General features: G+C 74.4%; 3 protein-coding genes and 2 pseudogenes. 3 read left to right on the plus strand and 2 right to left on the minus strand.

What is annotated here, in order from left to right; all coding sequences use genetic code 11:
* From N869_RS12305 to N869_RS12315, 3 genes and pseudogenes are all read left to right on the plus strand, one after another.
* Positions 1-232, plus strand: a pseudogene (locus N869_RS12305) (GuaB3 family IMP dehydrogenase-related protein); the annotation flags it as partial.
* A gap of 1 nt (position 233) precedes the next feature.
* Positions 234-1,940 (plus strand): putative PEP-binding protein, encoded by a 1,707-nt coding sequence (locus N869_RS12310; RefSeq protein WP_332248770.1) that lies wholly within the window; start codon positions 234-236, stop codon positions 1,938-1,940.
* 78 nt (positions 1,941-2,018) lie between these two features.
* Positions 2,019-3,620: a succinic semialdehyde dehydrogenase gene (locus N869_RS12315; RefSeq protein WP_052105507.1), complete on the plus strand. Its 1,602-nt coding sequence runs from the start codon at positions 2,019-2,021 to the stop codon at positions 3,618-3,620.
* A 3-nt stretch (positions 3,621-3,623) separates the two neighbouring features.
* Here the strand turns inward: N869_RS12315 and N869_RS12320 are convergent, their stop codons facing one another.
* Together N869_RS12320 and N869_RS12325 are read right to left on the minus strand one after the other, a co-directional pair.
* Positions 3,624-5,294, minus strand: a complete 1,671-nt coding sequence (locus tag N869_RS12320) for a diguanylate cyclase (protein WP_156968528.1) — start codon at positions 5,292-5,294, stop codon at positions 3,624-3,626.
* A gap of 35 nt (positions 5,295-5,329) precedes the next feature.
* Positions 5,330-5,864 (minus strand): annotated as a pseudogene (locus N869_RS12325) (acetate kinase); the annotation flags it as partial.

The raw sequence follows: 5,864 nt of genomic DNA on the forward strand, positions 1-5,864 counted from the left end.
CGGCTGGCACTGGGGCCCGGAGGCCCACCACCCCGAGCTGCCCCGCGGGGAGCGGGTGGCCGTGGGGACCGCCGGCGCCCTCGAGCAGATCCTCTTCGGCCCGGGCCGCCAGGCGGACGGCACCCTGAACCTCGTGGGGGCCCTGCGCCGCGCGATGGCGACCACCGGGTACTCCGACCTCAAGGAGTTCCAGCGTGTGGAGGTCGTCGTCTCCCCCTACCAGCCGCGTTGAGGTGACCGCCCACCTGCCTCCCGTCCGCATGCGGGTGCTCCACGGGCAGGGGGTCGGGAGGGGGGCGGTCGTCGGCCCGGCGGTCACCGTCCACGCGGCTCCCTCGGTGCCGTGGGACCTGCTGGCGCCGGGTGACCCGGACGCCGAGGTGGTGCGTGCCCTGACCGCGCTCGACGCGGTCGCGACGACCCTCGAGGAGCGTGCCGGGCGCACCGCAGGGGCCATCGCCGAGGTCCTGCGTGCCACGGCGTCCATCGCCCGTGATCCCGAGCTGCGCGACCAGGTCCGCGGGCGGGTCATGGGTGGGCAGCCGGCCGCGCTGGCGGTGGACCGCGCGACCGCGGAGGTCGTCGAGGCGTTCACCGCGGCCGGCGGCTACCTCGCCGAGCGGGTCACCGACGTCCGCAGCGTCCGGGACCGCGCGGTCGCGCTCCTGCAGGACCTGCCCGAGCCCGGCGTCCCGGCGCTGGACCGCCCCAGCGTGGTCCTCGCCCACGACCTCGCACCTGCCGACACCGCTGCCCTGGACCTGACGAAGGTGCTGGGCGTGGTGCTCGAGCACGGTGGCCCCACCGGCCACACCGCGATCATCGCCGGCCAGCTCGGCATCCCGTGCGTGGTCCAGGTCGTGGGTGCCCTCGCGGTGCCGGACGGGGTGGACGTCGCCGTGGACGCGGCCGCCGGGGCGGTCGTGGTCGCCCCCGACCGGGAGGCGCGACGTCGGGTGGAGGCCCGCCGGGACGCCCTCGCGGACCTGGAGCGCGACACGAGACCGGGTCGGACCGCTGACGGCAGCCCGGTCCCGTTGCTGGCGAACGTGGGTGGCGTGGAGGACCTCGACGCCGTGGACTGCGCGGGCCTGGAGGGTGTGGGCCTGCTGCGCACCGAGGTGCTGTTCCTGGGACGGTCCGCGGCCCCGGGGCTCCAGGAGCAGGTGGACGCCTACCGGCGGGTCATCGAGACGGCGGGGGACCGCCGGGTCGTGATCCGCACCCTGGACGCAGGTGCCGACAAGCCGCTGGCGTTCGTCACCCGCCGCGGCGAGGAGAACCCGGCGCTGGGGGTGCGGGGGTTCCGCACCGTCCGTGACGACCCGGAGCTGCTGCGGGACCAGGTGCTGGCGATCGCGCAGGCGGCGCGTGAGACGGGACGTGAGGTCCAGGTGATGGCCCCGATGATCTCCACGGTCCAGGAGGCCGCGCAGTTCGCCGCGCTCGCCCGGGACTGCGGGATCACGAGCGTGGGGGTGATGGTCGAGGTGCCGGCCGCGGCGCTGCGCACCCGCGATCTCCTGGCCGAGGTGGACTTCGTCTCGATCGGCACCAACGACCTGGCCCAGTACGCCATGGCCGCCGACCGCCTGCACGGTGGCCTGATCGACCTGCTGGACACCTGGCAGCCGGCCGTCCTGGACCTGGTCGCGACGGCCGCCCGTGCCGGGGCGGACGCCGGGCGGCCGGTGGGGGTGTGCGGGGAGTCCGCTGCTGACCCGCTGATGGCGCTGGTCCTGGTGGGCCTGGGGGCGGGGAGCCTGTCGATGTCGCCGGCGGCCGCCCCTGCGGTGCGGTTCGCGATCGCCCGCCACACGACCGACAGGTGCCGGGCGATCGCGCAGGCGGCACGGGGAGCCGTGTCGCCCGACGGCGCGAGGGCCGCCGCGCTGGACCTCCTCGACGCCCACGTGCGTGAGGTCCTCTCGCTCCCGTGACGGCCGCCCCCGCCGCGGTCGTCCAGACCTGCTGGGGACAGGCACCCGGGCCGGGCGCCCCGGGCTAGCCTGGAACGCATGGTGACCCCCGTCGTCGTGGATCCCGGTGCCGCAACGACCCCGGAGGGGGTGCTCGACCCCGACCGTGTGCGCGAGTGGTGCCGAGCGGTCGTGACCTCACCCGGTGCAGGCACCCGGGTGGTCCTGCGCCCCGCGACCGGGTCCCGGTTGGCGCACGTGCCGGTGTCGGCGCCCGACGACGTCGACAGCGCCGTGATGCGCGCCCGGCTGGCCGGCAGGCTGTGGGCGCGAACCCCGGTGGCGCAGCGGACCGCGGTCCTGCGGCGCTTCCACGACCTGCTGCTCGAGCGGTGCACGCAGGTGCTGGACCTGCTCCAGCTGGAGACCGGCAAGTCCAGGAGCGCGGCCTACGAGGAGGTCGCCGACGTCGCCCAGAGCGCCCGGTACTACGCCCACCGGGCCCGACGCCACCTCGCGGCGCGGCACCCCCGGGGCCTGGTCCCCGGACTGACCAGGGTGCGGGTGCACCGGCGCCCGGTCGGCGTGGTGGGAGTGGTCGCCCCGTTCAACTACCCGCTGTCGCTGTCGGTCGGGGACGCCGTGCCGGCGCTGGCCGCCGGCAACGGTGTCGTGGTCAAGCCGGACCCGCAGACGGCCCTGAGCCTGCTGTGGGCGGTGTCCCTCGCCCAGGAGGCGGGCCTGCCGGAAGGTCTGGTCCAGGTGGTGGTCGGGGACGGGGACGTCGGTGCCCGCCTGGCCGAGCGCGCCGACCACGTGGTCTTCACCGGCTCCTCCGCCGTGGGGCGTGAGGTGGGGGCGACCGCCGGCCGAAGGCTGGTGGGCGCCACGCTGGAGCTCGGCGGCAAGAACGCCGCCTACGTCACCGAGGACGTCGACCCGGCCGTCGTGGCCGAGGGCCTGGTCCGTGCGTGCTTCTCCGGGACGGGCCAGCTGTGCGTCTCCGTGGAGCGCCTCGTCCTCCACGAGTCGGTCGCCGACGAGGTGCTGAGAGAGCTGACCGTCCGGGTGCGCGCCCTGCGTCTGGGTGGCGACCTGGACTACCGGGCGGACGTGGGCTGCCTCACCGGCCCGCACCACCTGGAGCGTGTCCAGCGGCACGTGGACCAGGCGCTGTCCCTCGGCGCCCGCGTCGTGACCGGTGCGGTGCACCGGCCCGACGTCGGACCGTGGTTCTACGAGCCCACCATCCTGGCCGACGTGCCGGCCGGTGCGGACGTCCTCGCCGAGGAGACGTTCGGCCCGGTGGTCACCGTGCACAGGGTGACGGACGACGTCGAGGCGATGCAGGTGGTCGCCGACACGGAGTTCGGGCTCGCCGTGGCGCTGTGGTGCCGGGACGTCCGCCGGGCCCGTCGCCTCGCAGCGGCGATCGACGTCGGGATCGTCACCGTCAACGACGGGTACGCGGCCGCGTGGGGGAGTCCCGGAGCCCCGGTCGGCGGTGTGAAGGCCTCGGGCCTGGGACGTCGGCACGGGCGCGAAGCCGTCGAGGCGGTCACCTGGACCCAGACCGTCGCCGTGCAGCACGGTACGTTCCACGGCTGGGGCCTGGCCCGCCTGTACCGTGAGCCCGGGCACCGGTGGACGGCGGGGTTCACCAGGGCGCTGCGGGTCATGAAGGCCGTGCGGATGCCGTAGCCGTCACCCGATCCGGACGGTGTCCCTGCCCGCGGACTTCGCCTCGTAGAGCAGCGCGTCGGCGCGCGCGAGCAGGGCCGAGGGATCCTCCCCGGGTCGACGGGTGACCGCCCCGATGCTGATCGTGACCCGCGCGCCCGGCGCCACCTCGTCCCAGGCGTGGGTGGCGATGCTGGTGCGGACCCGTTCGCACACGGCCGCCACGTCGCGGCCGGACTCCGAGGTGTCCAGGAGGATCGCGATCTCCTCCCCGCCGATCCGCGCCACGAGGTCGGTGCCGCGCACGGCTCCCGCGACCAGGCGGGCGACCTGCCGCAGGACCTCGTCACCGACGGCGTGGGAGAAGCGGTCGTTGACGGCCTTGAAGTTGTCCAGGTCGGCCAGGACGCAGGTGGCCGGTGCGTCCGGGTCGGTGGTCCTGCCGGCCAGCGCGGCGTCGAAGCCGCGTCGGTTCACCAGCCCGGTCAGGGCGTCGTGGGTGGCCGCGTGGGCCAGCTCGCGGTTCGCGAGCTCGAGCCGCTCCGACCGCAACCGCTCCGCCTCGGCCGCGACCTGCGCCCGCTCCACGTCCAGGCGGGCGTTGAGGACCCGGGCCCGCCGTTCGGCGGCGTCGTCCCGCTGCTCCAGGGTCGCGAGCAGCAGCTCCCGGTGGGCTGCCAGCGCGTCCTTGTAGGCCCCACGCTCCTCGTGGATGCGCACCAGCTCGTCCAGCAGCGTGGCGCGCGCGTAGGCCCGTGCGCGCGCCGAGCTGTCACGCAGGCCGCGCTCGATCTCCCTGATGGCTGAGGTCAGGTCACCGCGGTGCCGGTGCCACCGGCCGCGGGTCGCGGTCAACCGGAGCCTGAAGTGGGTGGTCTCGCCCTGCGTCAGCAGACCCTCGGCCTCGTCCAGGGCCCGACCCGCCTCGTCCACGCGCTTGGCCGCGAGCAGCGCTCGGGCCAGGGTGATGAGGGTCTCACCCAGCAACCGGTGGTTGTCCGGGAGTGCGCGTGCGTGCTCGACGGCCTGCTCGGCCCGCCGGAACGCGACCTCGGCGGCGTCCGACGCCGCCTCCTCGTCCGTGGCGCACAGGTTCTCGGCCCTGGTGGTGCTCAGCGCCGCCAGGTGCGTCAGGCTCGCGCAGCAGCCCTGCTCCTCACCCATCTGCTCGAACAGCGAGTACGCCTCGGTGAGCAGCTCGTGGGCGCGCTCGGGGAACAGACCCATCTCCTCGAACGTCACACCGAGGTTGTTGAGCGCCGCGGCGATCCCGTACGTGTCACCCAGGCGGCGGCGCATCTCCAGGGAGCGCTCCAACAGCTCGATCGCCGTGACCTGGTCCCCGAACCCGCTGTGCACCGCGCCCAGGCCCCCCAGGACGCGCGCGAACCAGTGGTCGTCCTCGAGCAGCTCGGCCAAGGCCCTGGCCTCCTCCATGGAGGCCAGGGCCTGAGGGTCCTGGGACAGCAGGTGGTGAGCGAAGCCGGTGAAGTACAGGGCCTGCATGCGGGCGTGCACGTCACCGAGCGCGTCGGCCCGGGCCAGGAGCTCCGCGCCTTGGGCCAGGCACCCCACCGGGTCGGTGTTCGTGGCGCGTTCCAACCGCGCCAGGTCCTCCGCGAGCGCGTGCACGTCGTCGGACCGGTCGGTACCGGCCGTCGTGGTCACCGTCCAGTCGCCCCCTCGGTGGTCCATGGTCCCCACACTCCCGGCTCTGTCCGGGTATGAGGTCAGGCCGACGCGACTGCGACTGCCTGACGTGCGATCTCGAGCTCCTCGTTGGTCGGCACCACCAGCACCGTGACCTCGGCCCCGTCGGGCGAGACGACCGTGTCGGCCTTCTTGCGCCCGGCGTTGCGGTCGGGGTCCACGGTGATCCCGAGCCTGTCGAGGCCGGCGAGCGACAGCTCCCGGACGACGTCGTCGTTCTCACCGACCCCGGCGGTGAAGGCTATCGCGTCCACCGTGCCGAGAATGGCGTAGTACGCACCGATGTAATGCTTGAGCCGGTGACAGTACACGTCCAGGGCGAGGCGGGCGTCGCCGTCGCCGGCCTCGATCGCGTCGTGGATGTCGCGCAGGTCGTTGGCGCCGGCCAGGCCGAGCATGCCCGAACGCCGGTTGAGCAGGGCGTCGATGTCGTCCGTGCTCATCCCGGCGACCCTCTGCAGGTGGAAGATCACGGCCGGGTCCACATCACCTGAACGGGTGCCCATGACCAGACCCTCCAGGGGGGTCAGGCCCATGGACGTCTCGACGGACTCA

It is taken from the genome of Cellulomonas bogoriensis 69B4 = DSM 16987, assembly GCF_000767165.1.
In the GTDB taxonomy this organism is placed as follows: Bacteria; Actinomycetota; Actinomycetes; order Actinomycetales; family Cellulomonadaceae; genus Actinotalea; species Actinotalea bogoriensis.